General features: G+C 70.1%; 16 protein-coding genes. 7 read left to right on the top strand and 9 right to left on the bottom strand.

Annotated elements, in window-relative coordinates:
- The 7 genes from FBT69_10770 to efp all read right to left on the bottom strand — a co-directional run.
- The coding region (locus FBT69_10770; GenBank protein ID MDL1905274.1) for a type II secretion system protein at nt 1–118 on the bottom strand (118 nt) is incomplete at its 3' end.
- Entirely contained in the window at nt 115–747 is a 633-nt protein-coding gene (locus tag FBT69_10765) for a hypothetical protein (GenBank protein ID MDL1905273.1), read from the bottom strand. The genes FBT69_10765 and FBT69_10770, both read right to left, overlap by 4 nt.
- On the bottom strand, nt 662–970 hold the full coding sequence (locus FBT69_10760; GenBank protein ID MDL1905272.1) for a hypothetical protein: 309 nt from the start codon (nt 968–970) through the stop codon (nt 662–664). The genes FBT69_10765 and FBT69_10760 overlap by 86 nt, the downstream gene beginning before the upstream one ends.
- Before the next feature lie 94 nt (nt 971–1,064).
- A complete protein-coding gene (locus FBT69_10755; GenBank protein ID MDL1905271.1) occupies nt 1,065–2,222 on the bottom strand; it encodes a hypothetical protein in 1,158 nt (385 codons plus the stop codon).
- Nucleotides 2,223–2,351: 129 nt separating this feature from the next.
- Nucleotides 2,352–2,942 (bottom strand): shikimate kinase, encoded by a 591-nt coding sequence (locus FBT69_10750; GenBank protein MDL1905270.1) that lies wholly within the window; start codon nt 2,940–2,942, stop codon nt 2,352–2,354.
- Between the two features lie 14 nt (nt 2,943–2,956).
- The gene (locus FBT69_10745) at nt 2,957–4,552 is read right to left on the bottom strand and encodes a hypothetical protein (GenBank protein ID MDL1905269.1); all 1,596 of its coding nucleotides are present in this window, start codon (nt 4,550–4,552) and stop codon (nt 2,957–2,959) included.
- Between the two features lie 30 nt (nt 4,553–4,582).
- A complete protein-coding gene (gene efp / locus FBT69_10740) occupies nt 4,583–5,137 on the bottom strand; it encodes an elongation factor P (protein MDL1905268.1) in 555 nt (184 codons plus the stop codon).
- Between the two features lie 74 nt (nt 5,138–5,211).
- Between efp and FBT69_10735 the strand changes: the two genes are divergently transcribed.
- The 3 genes from FBT69_10735 to FBT69_10725 all read left to right on the top strand — a co-directional run bounded on the left by FBT69_10735 (nt 5,212) and on the right by FBT69_10725 (nt 8,241).
- Nucleotides 5,212–6,237 (top strand): MBL fold metallo-hydrolase, encoded by a 1,026-nt coding sequence (locus tag FBT69_10735; GenBank protein ID MDL1905267.1) that lies wholly within the window; start codon nt 5,212–5,214, stop codon nt 6,235–6,237.
- A gap of 27 nt (nt 6,238–6,264) precedes the next feature.
- Nucleotides 6,265–7,299 (top strand): nitroreductase, encoded by a 1,035-nt coding sequence (locus FBT69_10730; protein ID MDL1905266.1) that lies wholly within the window; start codon nt 6,265–6,267, stop codon nt 7,297–7,299.
- 111 nt (nt 7,300–7,410) lie between these two features.
- Complete coding sequence (locus FBT69_10725; protein MDL1905265.1) at nt 7,411–8,241, top strand: alpha/beta fold hydrolase; 831 nt, start codon at nt 7,411–7,413, stop codon at nt 8,239–8,241.
- Here the strand turns inward: FBT69_10725 and FBT69_10720 are convergent.
- Nucleotides 8,228–8,524 carry a hypothetical protein gene (locus FBT69_10720; GenBank protein ID MDL1905264.1) on the bottom strand — a complete coding sequence of 99 codons (297 nt, stop codon included), beginning with the start codon at nt 8,522–8,524 and terminating at the stop codon, nt 8,228–8,230. The genes FBT69_10725 and FBT69_10720 overlap by 14 nt on opposite strands.
- A gap of 237 nt (nt 8,525–8,761) precedes the next feature.
- Between FBT69_10720 and FBT69_10715 the strand changes: the two genes are divergently transcribed.
- On the top strand, nt 8,762–9,643 hold the full coding sequence (locus FBT69_10715) for a hypothetical protein (protein ID MDL1905263.1): 882 nt from the start codon (nt 8,762–8,764) through the stop codon (nt 9,641–9,643).
- Between the two features lie 29 nt (nt 9,644–9,672).
- Here the strand turns inward: FBT69_10715 and FBT69_10710 are convergent, their stop codons facing one another.
- Nucleotides 9,673–10,404, bottom strand: a complete 732-nt coding sequence (locus tag FBT69_10710; protein MDL1905262.1) for a nuclear transport factor 2 family protein — start codon at nt 10,402–10,404, stop codon at nt 9,673–9,675.
- 59 nt (nt 10,405–10,463) lie between these two features.
- Between FBT69_10710 and FBT69_10705 the strand changes: the two genes are divergently transcribed.
- From FBT69_10705 to FBT69_10695, 3 genes are read left to right on the top strand one after another with little or no spacing between them, the layout of a single operon-like run.
- Nucleotides 10,464–14,090 carry a DUF115 domain-containing protein gene (locus FBT69_10705; protein MDL1905261.1) on the top strand — a complete coding sequence of 1,209 codons (3,627 nt, stop codon included), beginning with the start codon at nt 10,464–10,466 and terminating at the stop codon, nt 14,088–14,090.
- Between the two features lie 24 nt (nt 14,091–14,114).
- A complete protein-coding gene (locus tag FBT69_10700; protein ID MDL1905260.1) occupies nt 14,115–14,873 on the top strand; it encodes an acylneuraminate cytidylyltransferase family protein in 759 nt (252 codons plus the stop codon).
- Nucleotides 14,870–15,931: an N-acetylneuraminate synthase gene (locus FBT69_10695; GenBank protein MDL1905259.1), complete on the top strand. Its 1,062-nt coding sequence runs from the start codon at nt 14,870–14,872 to the stop codon at nt 15,929–15,931. Before FBT69_10700 ends, FBT69_10695 begins: the two co-directional genes overlap by 4 nt.
- The last annotated feature ends 3 nt before the right edge of the window (nt 15,932–15,934 follow it).

Raw genomic sequence — 15,934 nt, 5'->3', positions numbered from 1 at the left:
ACTGTCTGGAGCCGCGAATGCCGACTACGGCAAGCGCGAGCAGAGTCGAAACGATCGCGATGGCGACGAGCATCTCGACGAGGGACATGCCGCGGCACCGAGCAGCTGCCCCGTTCATTTGCTGACCTCGGCAGGTTGTGCTGAGCGTTGTACCCACGGCTTGCCCTCTCGCGATACGGCGAGCACGCCTCCGAGCAGGAGCAGGATCAGCATCAGGCCGTTGCGGACCAAGGCTGCCTGAGCCGAGCGCATCCACTCGGCATGGCGAAGGAGCAGGCCCAGGCAGTCGCAATCCGGAGGGCTTGCGGCTGCCGACTGTACGCCGATCAGAGCGGTATAGAAGGCGAGAAGCCCGCCAGCACAGAACAGCCACGCACGTCTGGACCCGATGCCAAGAAACCAGCCGAGTCCGACGGCGAGTTCCACGATCGGCACGAGCAGGACCGCGCTGCTGCGGATGTAGGAAGGCACGAGCGTCCAGGTCTCCACGGAGCGAGCGAAGCGGTCGAGCTCCACGAGCTTGGTGATCCCCGCGAACATGATGACGATCATAACGGAGCTCGCAAGCATCAAACCGGCGATCGATCGGGCCGCGCATCGTCCATTGCTCATGAAAGGCGCGGCCGGCATGCCTGCCGGGCGAGCCCTTGCGGACCGGATGTCACTCGTTCGAACCCTGGCAGGTCTGGGCTCCCGACGCGATCGTGTCCACGCAGTCGTTCGTGCAGTAGGACACCACACACACATTCTCGATGCACGTCCGGTAGGTGACGTTGCACGTGCCGGCAGGGTTCATCGACTTGTTCTGTCTGCCTGACTGGCCGGGCGCTGCCTCGGTGACGGTCTTGATGTCGATCTCGATATCGACCTCGGTGTTGCAGGGCTGCCCGTCGCAGGTGTTTCCCGTCTGGTTGGTGCAGCCGGCACAGTCGATGAGGTAGGGAACCGTGACCCAGCATGGGACTTGCACCTGACCGATGGCAAGTCCCCCGATCAGGAGGGCGGGCGCGAACCTAGCGGCAGTGAACCACGTTCTTCGTATGCGCACGTTCGTTCCTCCTTCTTCACGATGCAGATCTGCGACGCGCCCACCACAGAACGCCCATGGTCAGGATCGTCGCGACGAGTGCGATCACACCGATCGCCCGCCATGGGGCGCCTCGACTCGTCAACGGGAGCGATTCACCGGCGACTTCGACTTGTCTGAGTCGGCCCTCCTCGTCGCGGATGAGCGTTGCTCCGCTCCGATGGTCGCGCACAGCCGGGGGATCGACACGACCTCGAATCGGGTCCGTCCCGCCCGGCGACGGAATCCGCGTGAGAGCGTCCATGCCACCATTCGGGATCGCGCCCGCTCCCTCGAAGACGATCTGCTGGTCGACACCCGCGGCGCGATACCGGACCAGTGAGGCAACGTGTCTCTGAAGCGTGCTGTCATAGATCCATGAGTCGATCTGCCAACTCGGTCGTGTGCTCGAAGGCGATTCCACGACTTCGACGGACCTGACAAACCCACGACCCATGTCGGGATCCCAGTCGCCGGAGTACCGAACCCGCCGTCGAACGCCTGTCGCCGTTGGTTCGCTCGACGCGATGAAGCTCCAGTGAAGGCCTTGCAGTGTGGGTTCTGCGCGATGCGAAAGGCGCATGGACCCTGCAACGCCCATTCCTCCGTCGAGAAGTTTGGACACGTGCGCGGAGAACGTTGATCGGGACGAGAGGAGTGTTTGTGCGGACGCGGTCTGCGGCTCCGGCTCCGCGATCGTGAGGCCGCGAGGCGCGAGCTTCCACGCCCTTCCCGGTGCCCAGGCGGTGTCGATGTACCCGCCGTCGAGGAAGCCCGGCGGGAAGTTAGTGTTCAGCCGCCATCGATCGTTTCCGTCCAGCCAGAGTTCATAGTGAACAACGTCGGGTCCATCGCGGAGCCTGCGCTCGTAGATGTTGAGATGAGGACGTTTGGGATGGTCGGGCTTGCCCGCGACTTCCCGGCGAAGCGCATCCAGTTCAGCCGGAGGCGGTACGAAGCGATCCTCGACTCTCCATCGCAACGATGCGCCGTCGATCGAGGGGAGTGCTTGGGCCTCCTCCCAGGCACGGGCGAGCCACGTCTTCAGTCGCTCGAGGGATTCCTCGGCAGGCTGGCCGCGGGCGGCAACCGGCATGAAGCAAAACACCGGCATCATCGCGATCAGAGCAGTGATCGAGTTCGAGTATCTCTGCATGACTCAGGAGAGTATACAAGAGGGGGGGGGGGGGGGCTGTCAAGTCTATTCTTCTGTTTTTTGTATTTTGTCTCAGGATATCCTGCCCGGCGCCCCCAAGGAGTACGTAAATCTGTACGAGACTGTGGGTTACGTATTGCCAGGAGTCCCTTTCGCTCCGCCCCCGACAGGCCCCGGCAGCGAGCGCACCACCGCCCCCAGCGTCGCCGCCTCGTTCAGCCCGTCTACTTCCACGACTGCGTCCGCCAGTTCGCGGTAGAGCGGGTCGCGGGCGGCGTGCACGGCCTCGATCTCCGCGAGCGGGTCCGCGCCGGTGAGCGACGGGCGGTCGGCATTGTCCGCGCCGGCGAGGCGGGCGCGGAGCGTCGCCGGCGCGGCACGCAGATACACGATCCGTCCCATCCCCCGGGCGCGGGCGTTTCGGAGGAAGTCGGCCGCACCGGGCGCGGTGGGCGTCCCCCCCCCGAGGGCGACGACGGGTCCTGGGTTGGTGCGCGGGAAGGCCTGGTTGACGAGGGCACGGTACTCGGCCTGCCGAAAGCGGACCTCGCCGTGCCTTTCCCAGAGTTCGCGGAGCGTGCCCTCGCCGAGGTAGGTGACGGTGACGGCGTCGAGGTCGATGAACGGGCGGCCGAGGCGCTCGGCGAGGCGCGGCCCCAGGGCGCTCTTTCCCGAGCCGCGCAGGCCAATCAGCAGGATGCTCGCCCGTGGGTCGTCCATCGCGGATGCGCCGATCAGCCGATGCCCAGCGGAGCCACGGTGACGCGCGGCTCCTTGACCGTGCCGCGCACAAGATACTTCATCAGGCGGTCCGTGACCGAGCCGATCGCCTCGCCCACCCGTCCGAGCAGGGATTGCACTCGTTCGAGCGGGCCGGCGTTGACGGCCAAGTCCATCGAGCCGTCGTAGCCGACTCGCCCGGTCCCCCGGGCCGCCATGAAGTTCGTCACGACCTCCGAGGCGGTGACGTTGACGCCCGATGGCGTGAGCGTGAACGACGCCGAGGCGCGGTGGTTGGACTCGCGGCTGTCGCGTACGCCGCGTGCGATGTTCATCGCGTCGGCGAGTTGCGTGATGCCCGGCACCAAGAGCAGCCGTCCGTTCTCGACGTTGATCGATCCGGCGCCGCCGATCGACTCTGCCATGGCGTCGAGCGAGAGCGTGACCGTGCCCTCGCCGCGCAGGCGTCCTGCCAGGCGTGCGTCGGCGCGGTCCTCCTGCGAACGCAGCAGCGTGTTGAGGTCGAGCCGATCGGCGCTCCATCGGAGGGCGGCGGGCATAGCGGCGTCGCGCAGCTGGGCCGCGCCGGTCGCCTGCACCTGCCCGTCGAGCAGCAGCGCCTCGAATGCGGCGAGCGTACCGATGCCGTCGCGGACGGTCGCCTCCGCGCGGGCTTCGTCGATCGGCAGCCGCAGCCGCCCCGCGGCGAGGTTGAACTCGCGCAGCATGACCTGGGCGGTCAGCGGCCCGGCGAAGGGGTCGTTCAGGTCCGCGCGCCCCCACGCGAGCGCTTCGAGCGAGCCGCGCGCGTCGCGCTCCTTCAGCAGCGACTGCACCTGCGGCGGGAGCACGTCCATCGCGTCGGGCGCGACGGCTGCCGTCAGCCTCAGGCGTTCGATGTCCGCCACGAGACGGTCGAGGCTGAATGTTCCTCGCATCTCGAACTCGGCGGCGTGCCCGACGCGCGAGGCGGCCTGGACCGTGTACCACCCCGCCTCTCCGTTGCGTGCCTCGGGCACCAGGTCCAGCGAGGCCTCGATCCCGCGCAGGATCATGGGGGGCGAGCCATCGTTCTCGTCGTAGGTCACCGCGGCGTTCCGAAGCTCGACCCGCCTCAGCCTGAGAACGTTCGAGAGCCGGAACTCGGGCGCGACGGTGTCGTCACGCCCCGGCACGGCCCTCACCATCGGGTCCAGCCCGATCCACCCCCGTTCACCGTCCGGACCGGCGGGGGCGCGCACCAGGCGCACCGTTGGCGCCTCCAGTTCCACGCGCTCGACCATGATCGGCTGCCCCAGCCTGGGTACCTCCGCCAGTGTCAGCGTCATTCGTTCGAGTTCGAGCACGCGCGTCCCGTCCGGCGCGGTGAGCGTGACGTCGGAGAGGACGAGCGTGCCGGGCGCGTCGTATCGCACCGTCGAGAATCCGAGTTGTGGGTGGAGGTATGCGTTGACGATGCCAACGACCTGCCGGCCGAGGTAGTCCTGCAGGCTCTCGCCTGTCGCGGTGATGGTCCCGCGATGCTTGAGCGTCCAGAGGACGCCGATCGCGCACGCCGCGAGCATGGCGCAGAGCAGCGCGCCGAGCACGACCGTCTTTGGCTTCGCCATCGCTCCCTCCCCCGGGCGCGAGAGGCCGGCTCAGGCTCGGGACTGGTACGAGCCGTCTGCCGTGCTGACCCGGATCTTCTCCCCCACGGAGATGAACGCCGGAACCTTCGTCTTCAGCCCGGTCTCGCAGGTGGCTTCCTTGGTCTGGTTCGTCGCGGTCGCGCCCTTGATGCCGGGCGGGGTGTCGGTCACCGTCAGTTCCACGCTCGATGGCAGCTCGATCGTGACTGGGTTGCCGTCGTGACAGAGCACAACGATCTGCACGTTCGGCGTGAGGAACTGCATCGCGTTCCCGAGCACGTCCTCGGGGATGACGATCTGGTCGAAGGTCTCCGTGTCCATGAACGTTGCACCGCTGGAGTCGGAAAAGAGGTACTCCATCGGCCTGCGGTCGAGGTCGATGGTCTCCACGTCGTCGGTGCTGCTCAGCCGCTTCTCGATGCTCTTGCCCGACTGCACGTCGCGGATTTTGATCTGGATGAAGGCGCGGAGGTTGCCCGGGGTTCTGTGCTCGAACTCGGTCACCACGAAGAGCCTGCCGTCCATTTTCACGCCCAGCCCGGGCCGCAGATCGTTCGCCTTCATCGTGTCGTCCTCGATCGTTCGGGTTCTCGCCGGGCGGCTCGCCTCGGAGAGGGGGCCAATGGTAGCCTGATAGAATGCCCGGACGCGCCGGGCACGGAGGATCGACGATGCCTTGGACTCGACGGCGGTTTCTGGCTACGACGGGCGCGGCCGCGCTCGCGCACGCCGCCCTCCCCGCGTTCGCCCGCGCCGCGCGCGCCCGGGACAACTTCTTCAACTGGCAGCCGCTCCGCGAGGGTGTCTGGGCGGCGGTGGGGGACGGCGGGAACGCGCTGGTGGTGCGCGCAGGCGAAGGGTCGCTCCTCGTCGACACGAAGTATCCGGGCATCGCCCGTGCCCTGCGGCGCGAGGCCGAATCGCACGGCGGCACGGTCGTGGCGGTCGTGAACACGCACCATCACGGCGACCACACCGGGGGCAACGTGGCCTTCACCGGCGACGTGCCGGTGGTGGCGCACAACGCCGCGGGGGCGCGCGTCTCCGCCCAGATCGATCGATTCCGGCAGATGGCGCGGAGCGGGCCTGGGCAACTGGGTCGCAACCGCGGCGACCAGGAGCGTGTGGCGCGCGAGGCGGCCGAACTGGCCGAGCGGGCCGACGCCATCGCGCCCGAGGAGTTCGTGCCGACGAGGCCCATCGACCGCTTCCCGCACGAGGAGCGAGTCGGGGGCGTCGTGGTGGAGCTGCATCACTTCGGCGCAGGACACACGGACAACGACATGGTGGTTCGTGTGCCGTCGCTCGACGTGCTGCACGCGGGCGACCTGCTCTTCAACAACCTGCACCCGTTCTTCGATCCGACCGGCGGCGTGACGTGCCGCGGGTGGATCGAGAGCGTGCGCAGGACGATCTCGCTGTGCGACGATCGGACGATGGTGGTGCCGGGGCACGGCGAGTTGACCGACGTGGAGGGGCTTCGTCGGCAGGCGGAGTACCTGGAGCGGTTGTGGGACGAGGTCTCGAAGTCAGCGCGCGAAGGCCGCGAGCGTGCCGAGGTCGAGGCCATGCGGTGGGATTTCATGGAAGGGTACGGGTACGAGCAGGTGCGCGCACGGGCTATCGGCACGGTGTACGAGGAGGTGCGCGCCGCCGGAGGCTGACACGAGCACGCGGCCGGGAGGTCGGGCATGAATCGCTCCCCCGAGCTGGAACCCTGGAACGTCTCCGCGTCCGCCTTCCCGGGCCACGATGCCCCCATCACCGACAGGCTCCGCTTTCTGCTCGGCTACGCGGTCCTCGCGCCGTCCGGGCACAACACGCAGCCGTGGATCTTCCGGTTGCGCGGCGGGCGGGTCGAGGTGTACGCGGATCGATCGCGTGCGCTGCCCGTGGTCGATCCCGACGATCGAAAGCTAACGATGTCGTGCGGGTGTGCGCTCTTCAATCTTCGCGTGGCGGCGCAGCACTTCGGCTACGAACCGCTCGTCGAACTCCTCCCCGATCCCGGCGAGCGCGACCTGCTCGCGACCTTCGCGCTCGGCCCGCGCCACGAAATCCCGCACGAGGTCCACGTTCTCTTCGGAGCGATTCCGCGCCGACACACCAACCGCTCTCCATTCGAGCAGCGCACCGTCGAAGAGGCGCTCCAGGCGAGGCTTGTCGCGGCGGCCGAGGCGGAGCGGGCGTGGCTCGCGTGCTTCACGCGCAAGCGCGACAGGCACGCGATCGCGGGGCTGGTGGCCGAGGGCGACCGCATCCAGTTCGCGGACAAGCGGTTCAGGCGGGAACTGGCGGCGTGGGTCCACGCAAACCGCAGCCACAGCCACGACGGCATGCCCGGCTACGCCTACGGCTACAGCAACCTCGTCTCGATCGCAGAGCCGTTCGTCATCCGCACCTTCGACCTGGGCAAGGGCGTCGCGGCGAAGGACATGGACCTTGCGGAGCACTCGCCGCTGCTCGCCGTGCTCGGCACCCAGGGCGATTCCACCGCCGAGTGGATGCGCGCCGGGCAGGCCTTGCAGCACGTGCTGCTTCTGGCGACGGCGGTCGGGCTGTCCGCCTCGTTCCTGAACCAGCCGATCGAGGTGGAGACGCTCCGCCCGCGTCTGGCGTCGATGACGGAGCGGCCGGGTGTGCCGCAGTGCGTGCTGCGGATCGGGTACGCGCCCGAAGCAAAGCCGACGCCGCGTCGAGGGGCGGAGGAAGTGGTGCGGATCTGATCGCGAGGCACGCGCGACCGTTGTGCCGCGACCGTCGTGACTCGTGAACTTCCTCTTCTCCGTTTTCTTTCACGACGGTCGCGTCTCGGGCGGGCATATCCTCGGTCCCTGATGCATCCGCGGTTTGCACAGTTTCCCAGGGCGCTTGCCGATCAGGCCCGTCCGGCGCGGCTCGGTGCGGCGGGCATCCCTGCGTTGCTTGCGCACCCCGATTGGCTGCGCCCCGCCCCTGCGCTCGTCTGGCTGCACGGGCGCACCGTGAGCAAGGAACTCGACCCGGGCCGCTACCTGCGGCTGATCCGCGCGGGGATTGCCGTGTGCGCGATCGACCTGCCGGGCCACGGCGAGCGCGACGGGCCGCGCATGCACGACCCGAGGCACACGCTCGACGTCGTCGAGCAGGCGGTGAGCGAGATCGACACCATTGTGAGCGTGCTGCAGGCGCCCGAGTATGGCCGTGGGTTCGACCCGGCGCGGCTCGCCATCGGCGGCATGTCGGCGGGCGGGATGGTCACGCTGCGCAGGTTGTGCGAGCCGCACCCGTTCGTCGCCGCATTTGTTGAAGGGACAAGCGGTCGGCTGACGGACCTCTACTTTCCGCCGCCCGGCTCGGGGCGGAAGGCGTGGCCGATCGATCATCCGCGGGAACGTGTCGAGCGGCTCGACCCTTCGCGACACCTGGCGGGTTGGAGGCCGATCCCGTTCATGGCGATCCACGCGACGGGGGATCGCATGGTTGCCTTTGAGACGCAGCGTGCGTTCATCGACGACCTGCGGAGGCACTACGCCGCCGCGGGAGCGGACCCGGCGCGGGTGCGATTGGTAACCTTCAGCGATACGGGTGCACCGGAAGAACACGCCGGGTTCGGCCGGTACTCGAACGACGCGAAGCTTGCGATGGTGGACTTTCTGACGGCCTCGCTCGGGTCTACTCGGGATTGATGTCGTCGAGGAGGGCGTCGAGGGCAGCGTCGAGGCGTTCGGCGATCGGATAGGCTCCGGTCTCGATCTCATGCCGGAGGCGGTCGACAAGGTTCTGACGGATTTTGGGCATGTCGCGGAGGCGGCTCATGAGGACGGAAAGGTGAGAGACCTCCACCTGGTCGCCCGGCCGGACGGGGGCAGAGACCTCGACCGGGGGGCGTGCCCGTTCCCCGGTCGCGGCGGCGACCCCCTCGGCCGATCGGCCTGCCTGCGTGCCTCCCACCGGAACAAGATTGAACATCGAACGGACCTCCCACCGGACCGCCACCCGGGCCACGGATCCGGGCCACACGGCCTGTCGACGCCCCGGCGGGACGCCCGGCCGACATGGCCAGAGTATCGACGCGCGGCGTCACGGGCCTTCAATACTGCGAAAAGAGTCCTTATTGACCGCAAAGTGTTGGCGGGCACAAACTTACCGAGTATGGCCCAACACCCGGCCGGGGGGTAGGCTGAGCAAAGGGCAGGAGCATCGAACATGGCGCGCGGGATCACGGGAACGGGCCGATCGGGTCTGGGCTGGGCGGTCTGCGTCTGCGCTGCGCTGACGTGCGCGCCGCTGGTCGTTGAGGGGGGGGGATGGGAGCAGCCGGAGCGCCGGCGCAACCAGCCCGCACCGAGCGTGCAGCCTCAGCCCGCCGCGGTGCCCGTCGCCGACGACTGGACGATCGTGATCGCGGCGTTCGTCGGGCCGGACAAGGCGGAGCGCGCGACCCAGTCGCTCTGGAAGACGAAGACGGTGGCAGGGCTGGAGAGCGCGTACGTCGAGGAGCGTGGCCGGGCCGTCGTGCTGGCGTTCGGCAAGTACGCCGGGCCGGACGATCCAAGGGCCGCCGCCGACCTTCGCCGGGTGCAGACGCTCGTGGTGGATGGTCAGCGGCCGTTCGCCGATGCCCTGCTCAGCCCGCCAAGCCCGGACCGTCTCGCTGGGAGCATCCCGCAGTTCGACCTGCGCAACGCGAAGAAGTACTACGGCTCGTCCGCCCTGTACACCCTGCAGGTCGGCATCTACGGGCGGGGTGACGACAAGCGCCCCACGGCCCAGGAACTGGGCGAGTTTCGGCGCGCCGCGGAGCAGGCCGCGGCCCAGTTGCGGCGCGAGGGCGACCTCGCTTTCTACTACCATGCTCCCGAGCGGAGCACCGTGACCGTCGGCATCTTCGGCACCGCCGACTACGACCCCGTCAACTCACCCGGCTTCGAGAGTCTCGCCCTGCGCGAGGCCCGCAAGCGCCACCCCCTGAACCTGCTCAACGGCAAGGGCATCCGCGAGCGAGTCCGCGGCGTGCCCGCCAACGACTCCAAGGCCTGGCGGATGCAGCCCAGTTCGCTGGTCGCCGTGCCGGAGGAGAAGCAGTAGCGCGACGCGCTGGGAGCCTCGGACGGGCGTCAGGGGGGGGTGAGGCTGCCGTAGCCCTGGAGCCAGAGGGGTTCGACGCGCAGGGCGCGCCATGCGCCGTCGGGGTCTTCACGCCAGGTGATGAGGCAGACGAAGCCGTGCGGACGGCCGGTGACCTCGGGGGTCACGCGGACGGAGGGCCGGGTGCGTGCAAGGCCGCGCTGGGGGCCGATCTGGGCCTGCACGCCGGTGACCTCGTGCTGCGACACGGTGTAGCGGCCGCGGAGGTTGTCGGCGATCCAGCCGATGGTCTCCGGCTTCTCCCAGCCGTTCGGAGCGCGGTCGAAGGTGACGAGGCAATCAGGGGCAAGCAGGTCGTCGAGGGCGCGGAGGTCGGCCCGGGCCACCGCGTCAACGAGGAGGCGGGTGCGCTCGACCACTCGCTCGCGTGGCGTCTCGACGAGCGAGGCGAGCGCGAGCAGCGCACCCGCGATGAGCAGGCACGCACCCGAGACGATGCCCGCGTGCTTCGTGCGAGCGCGACGATGAAGCGCGATGGCGGCGATCGCACCGGCGGCAACCAGGGCGACGGCGAGCGGCAGAGGTGATTCGAGCAGGAGATGTGAGACGATCGGCGGTCGCGGGAGTGACGGCAGCGAGGGCGGCGGCGTGAGAATGGCGAGGGCGGGAGCGGAGGGGAGACAGAAGGCGAGGGCAAGGGCAGGTCGCCCGGGCCGCGCGGTGTGAGCGGCGCTTCGTTGATAGGCTCTGGTGTCGGGCATCTTTGCAGCCGCGTCGTCGGGCGGGTCGATCCAAGGCCGGTGAAAGGATCGGAGAGCGGATGACGGTAGGGCACGCGGGACAACCGGGATGTGCACCGAGCGCAGAAACGCTGCGGCGGAACCTGCGTGCGCTGGCGGTGAGATCGGTGCGGGCGGCGGAAGCGGTGCGGATCGCGACGCCCAGAACGGACCTGACGTTCGCGGTGGCCGACGACGGCGCGATCACGGCGAGCGAGGGTGACGGTGCGTCGGCGCGCTGGCTGGCAAGCCGGCGACGCCCGCTGGAAGAGGCCGAACGACTGGCGGCGACGGTGGACCCGCGTGCCTCGGGCGGAGTGGCCGTGCTCGGCTTCGGCGTGGGGCACCACGTCGCCGCGCTGGCGCGCCGCATGGGCACCGCAGGATTCGTCGTCTGCTTCGAGCCGGACCCCGGCCTGCTCCGGGCCGTGCTCGAACGGGTGGACTGCTCGGCGTGGCTCGGGGGGGGCACGGTGGCGGTGCTGACGGACTGCGATCCGGTCGCGCTCTCGCACGCCCTGTCCGGGGTGGAGGGCATCCTGTCGCTCGGCGTGAAGATCGTCGAGCACCCCGGGAGCAAGGCCCGGCTTGGCGCGCAGGCGGCACGGTTCGGCGAGGAACTCGCCCGCGTGATGCGGGCCATGCGCACCACCGTCGTCACCACGCTCGTGCAGATGGAGACGACGCTCCGCAACCTGCTGATGAACCTGGACTATTACGCGGGATGCCCCGGTGTCGGCGACCTCGCGGGGGCGTGCGCCGATCGGCCCGCGGTGGTGGTGAGCGCGGGGCCGAGCCTGCGCCGGAACATCGACCTGCTGGCGCGGCCCGGCGTGCGCGACCGCGTCGTCATCATCGCGGTGCAGACCGTGCTGAAGCAGTTGCTCGAACGGGGCATCCGCCCGCACTTCGTCACCGCGCTGGACTGGCACGAGATTTCGCGGCGGTTCTACGAGGGGCTGACAGCCGACGACGTGCGCGGCGTGACGCTGGTGGCCGACGCGAAGGGGAACCCGGCGATCCTCTCGTCGTTTCCCGGGGCGATCCGCTGCCCGTCGGAACCGGTGCTCGACTCGGTGCTTGGAAGTGCGCACCGGCACGACCCGGCAGCGCTGCCCGCGGGCGCGACGGTGGCGCACCTGGCGTACTACCTCGCGCGCCACCTCGGGTGCGATCCGGTCATGCTTATCGGGCAGGATCTGGCGTTCACGGACGGGCAGTACTACGGGGCTGGGGCGGCGATCCACGCCGTGTGGGCGGGCGAGATCAACGAGTTCAACACGCTCGAGATGCTCGAATGGCAGCGGATCGTGCGCCACCGTCGGCTGCTGCACCGCGTCGAGGACGCAGAAGGTCGGCCCGTCTACACCGACGACCAGATGGCCGCCTACCTGGTGCAGTTCGAGCGGACGTTCGAGGAGGACGCGCGGCGCGGGCTGACGACGATCGACGCAACGGAGGGAGGGGCACGCAAGCGGCACACGACGCCGCTGTCCCTCGCGGAGGCGCTCGACCGATATTCGGGCGCAGGGGCACGGCGCGTCGCGCTGCCACCGGCGGAGCGTGACGAGGGCGCGCTCCGGCGCGGGGCGAGCGTCGCGGCAGAGCGGGCGCGCGCGCTGCGCCGCGGCGTCTGGCGCGTCGGCGAGATCAGCCGCGAGACGGCCAGACTGCTCGCAGAGATGCGCGACCACCACGCCGACCAGGCCCGCGTGAACCGGCTCATCGGGCGCGTGCAGGGGCTTGCCCGCGAGGTCGAATCGCTCGGCGCGGCGTACGAACTTGTGCAGCGGCTGAACCAGACGGGCACGCTCCGCCGCTTCCGCCACGACCGCGAGATCGGCCTCGACACGGCGCTCTCGCCGCTCGATCGCCAGAGAAGGCAGATCGAGCGCGACATCGAGAACGTGACATGGCTGGCCGACGCGGCCGACGCGATGGGGCGGATGCTCGACGACACGACTGCCGCCATGGAGGGCGGGCCGAAGGTAACGCGCACGCCTGCGCCCGAGCCGGACGGCGTGCGCGTGTCGCGGGACTCGATCCGCGTCGCGGCGGTCGTCGCTGTCGATCCCGACCGGAGCGGGCTGGGCACGCCACGCCGCCTCGAGGACCGCTTCCTCGGGGGGTTGAACCCGCTTGCGCTGCTGCTGCGCCAGCTGGCGCGAACGCAGCGGGTCCGCCGCGTCGTGCTGTTGGCGCAGGACCCGGCCCGCGTGCGCGCGATCGCCGGCGCTGCGCCAACCGGAGTTGATCTCGCTGTTCGGCGGGTCGAGCATCACCCGCTCGGCGAGCGTCGGCACGCGGTGGGACGGGCGCGGCTGTGGGCGCGATCGTGCTGGCGCGGTGGGCTGGCCAACCAGACCTGTTACGACGAGGCCTTCGACGCCGGGACGCTCGCGGGCGTGATGCGCGACGAGGGCATCGACGCCGCGGTGATCTGCGGCGCGGACTGGGCACTGCTCGACCCCGCGCTCGCCGATGCGGTCGCGGATCGCTGCCTGGAGCGACCGAGCGAGCATCGGTTCACGTTCACGCAGTCGCCGCCGGGCCTCGCCCCGTGCGTTATCGAGCGGACGCTCGCGGATGAGATGGCGTCGCAGGCGCCGGGCGCGGGGCCGATCGCGTCGATGGGTGGGCTTCTGGGCTACGTGCCGGTCGCGCCGGTGCTGGACCCGATCGCGAAGGACGTGTGCGTGCACGTCGAGCCGATCGTGCGTGACGCTGGGGTGCGATTCATTCCCGATGAGCCTTCGCGTGCGCTCGCGCTGTCGCGCCTGGCTGCTTCCTGCGGGGTGCCGTGGGACGAGGCGAATGCGGCGGCGCTCTGCCGCGCGGCGGAGGCGTCGCCGCTCTCGCTGGCCGGCCCCGCGCCGCAGGTGCTCACGCTCGAGATCTGCACCGGGCGGCGCACGGGCGGGCTGCGGGCGCGCACGCTGTGGGGGTCGGGAGAAGCGCCGGAGCGGAGGCCGATCTCGCTCGACATGGCGCGGCGGATTCTCGCGCAGTTCGGGCGGCTGCGGCAAGACGCCGCGGTCACGCTGGCCGGCGCAGGCGACCCGCTGATGCACCCGGCGTGGTCTGAGATTGCGGCCATCGCGCGCGAGTGCGGCATCGCGGGCGTTCACCTGCGGACGAACCTGCTCTGCGATCCGTCCGTCGTTGATGCGCTCGCCCGGTCGGGTGTGGACGTTGTGAGCGTGGACCTGCTGGCGACCGAGGCGGAGGCGTACCGTCGCATGGCCGGCGCCAACCTTTTCGAGGGCGCGCAGGAGAACGTGCGCCGGCTGGTCGCAATCGCGAGCGAGGGGGGGAGGTGGGGCAGCCCGTGGGTCGTCCCTCGCATCACCCGGTGCGACGCGGTGTACGGGCAGGTCGAGAGTTTCTACGACCATTGGCTGATGCACGCGTGGGCGTGCGTGATCGACCCGCTGGCGAGGCCGATCTCGGGCGATCGGATCGCGCCACTGCCGCTGCCGGTGGCGGCCCGCGACCGTCTAGACCGCACGACGATGACCGTGCTCTGCGACGGTCGTGTGCCGATGAGCGGGTCCGACCTGCACGCACGCCAGCGGGCGGGCGACCTGGCGCGGCAGCCGTTCGAGGAAGTGTGGCGCGCGCTGGCGCGGGCGCGCCGCCTGAGTTCGCCGCGTCGTGCGGTGGCGTAGTCCGCCGGGCGGGAGGCGTCGCGGATGAGCGGAACGCGGGTGTGTCGCACGATCGCCGTGGCGCTGGCTCGGGCCGGGAGCAAGGGCCTGCCGGGGAAGAACGTTGCGCCCGTGGCGGGCAGGCCGTGCGTGGCGTGGACGGTCGAGGCAGCGCTGTCGGCACGCACAGTGGACACCGTGCTGGTGTCGAGCGATTCGCCCGAAGTTCTTGCGATCGGGCGCGACATGGGCGCGATTTCGGTCGAGCGTGAGGCCGAGCACGCGAGCGACACGGCGGCGGTGGACGACGCCGTCCGGGCGTGCCTGCGCCGCGTGGCTCGACTCGCGCCTCCGATCGTGCTTGATGACCGCGACCCGTCGGCGTGCGTCGTCATTCTCTACGGCAACGTGCCCGTGCGCCCGGCCGGGCTGATCGACCGGGCCGTAACGCTGCTGTGGAGCGCCGGCTGCTCGTCGGTGCAGAGTTACGCGCCGGTCGGCAAGTTCCACCCGTGGTGGCAGGCGAGGCTCGGCGAGAACGGCCGTGTCACGCCGTGGGAGGGCGACCGGCTCTTCAACGGCGTCTATCGGCGGCAGGAACTCCCGCCCTCGTTTGTGCCCGACGGCGGCGTGCTGGTCGTGTCGCGTCGCGCGCTGTTGCTGGACGAGGGCGTCGCGCCGGGGCCGCACGCCTTTCTCGGTCGTGATCACCGGGGCGTAGCGACGGAGCCGGGCGACGTCGTGGACATCGACGACGCGAACGACCTGGCGGTGGCGGAGGCGCGGCTGCGCGGCGTGCGATGAGGATCGGCGATCGAGAGATCGGACCCGGGCAGCCGCCCTACGTCATCGCCGAGATCGGCGTGAATCACGACGGCTCCGCCGAGCGGGCGGTCGCCCTCGCCGAGGCCGCGGCCCGCGCGGGCGCGGACGCAGTGAAACTCCAGTTCTTCCGCACCGACCTGCTGATGAGCCGCGCCGCGAAACTCGCCGCGTACCAGCGTGCCGCGGGCGAGTCCGACCCTGTGTCGATGCTGCGTCGGCTGGAACTGGGCATCGACGGCATGGCCGCGGTGGTCGATCGGGCGCACGCGCTGGGCTTGCAGGCGATCGTGACGGTCTTCAGTGCGGACCTCGTGGTGGAGGCGGAGCGGCTGGCGTGGGACGCCTACAAGAGCGCCAGCCCCGACGCCGTGAATCGCCCCCTGCTGGAGGTAATGGCCGCGACGGGCAGGCCGCTGATCGTGAGCACGGGCGCGTGCGAAGCCCGTGAAGTGGAGCGAGCCGTCGAATGGCTCGGGGGCGTGCGTGATCGGCTCGCGCTCCTGCAATGCGTCAGCTGCTACCCCACCGCCGACGCCGACGCGGCGATCGGAGCGATGGCCGCGCTGCGCCGCGTGTTCGACGGCCCGGTCGGCTACAGCGACCACACCACGGGCGAGGACACGGGCGCACTGGCCGCGTCGCTCGGGGCGTGCGTGCTCGAAAAGCACCTGACCTACGACCCCTCCGCACGCGGGCCGGACCACGCGGCGTCGCTGGACGCGGCAGCGTTCGCGCGGTACGCCGAGGCGTCCCGGTCGAGCGGGAGGCTCGCGTTCGCGGAACATGATCCGCGCATCGGCCCGCCCGAGAAGCGCGTGCTGGCGTGCGAGACGGACGTTCGGCGCGTCTCGCGCCAGTCGATCACCACGCGGCGCTCTCTCTCGGCCGGCCATGCCCTCACGCTCGACGACCTGGCGATCAAGCGCCCCGGAACGGGGCTGGAGCCGTGGCGGCTCGGAGAGGTCGTGGGTCGGCGCCTCGCGCGGGGTGTGAACGCGGATATGCCGCTCGGCGCGGGCGATCTCGCTCCGGAGTAGAGT

The sequence above is a fragment of the Synechococcales cyanobacterium CNB genome (assembly GCA_030263455.1).
Classification (GTDB): domain Bacteria; phylum Planctomycetota; class Phycisphaerae; order Phycisphaerales; family UBA1924; genus CAADGN01.
This window is presented reverse-complemented; position numbering and strand designations above follow the sequence as displayed.